The sequence below is a fragment of the Achromobacter pulmonis genome (assembly GCF_002885955.2).
Taxonomy (GTDB): Bacteria; Pseudomonadota; Gammaproteobacteria; order Burkholderiales; family Burkholderiaceae_B; genus Achromobacter; species Achromobacter pulmonis_A.
The window spans coordinates 463-835 of the sequence record NZ_POQS01000053.1 but is presented as its reverse complement, the minus strand read 5'-3'; the positions used below and the strand labels follow the sequence as shown (position 1 = coordinate 835).

2 tRNA genes are annotated in these 373 nt (G+C 53.1%); both read left to right on the top strand.

The window, feature by feature from the left end:
• Window positions 1-64 precede the first annotated feature (64 nt).
• Window positions 65-141 (top strand) — tRNA-Ile (locus C1I89_RS33765).
• A gap of 22 nt (window positions 142-163) precedes the next feature.
• Window positions 164-239 (top strand) — tRNA-Ala (locus C1I89_RS36130).
• The last annotated feature ends 134 nt before the right edge of the window (window positions 240-373 follow it).

The following is a 373-nucleotide window of genomic DNA, read 5'->3' as shown; positions in this document are numbered from 1 at the left end:
GGCTTGGGTCGAGGGAATCTTCCCTGGGTCTTCAGCCACCTGACTGCTGATCCGAAAAGGTTTTGGGTCTGTAGCTCAGTCGGTTAGAGCACCGTCTTGATAAGGCGGGGGTCGTTGGTTCGAATCCAACCAGACCCACCAAGTATTCTGCCAGGCAGGATATGGGGGTGTAGCTCAGCTGGGAGAGCGCCTGCTTTGCAAGCAGGATGTCATCGGTTCGATCCCGTTCACCTCCACCACCGGTTCTTAGGATCCTGGGTGCAGCGTAGAGGCCAACTCATAGTGTCGTGCTCCACGATGTTATGAGTTGGGTTTTACCCAACAGCTATATTCGTTCTTTAACAATCTGGAAGAAGCACAACGAAATGTGCTC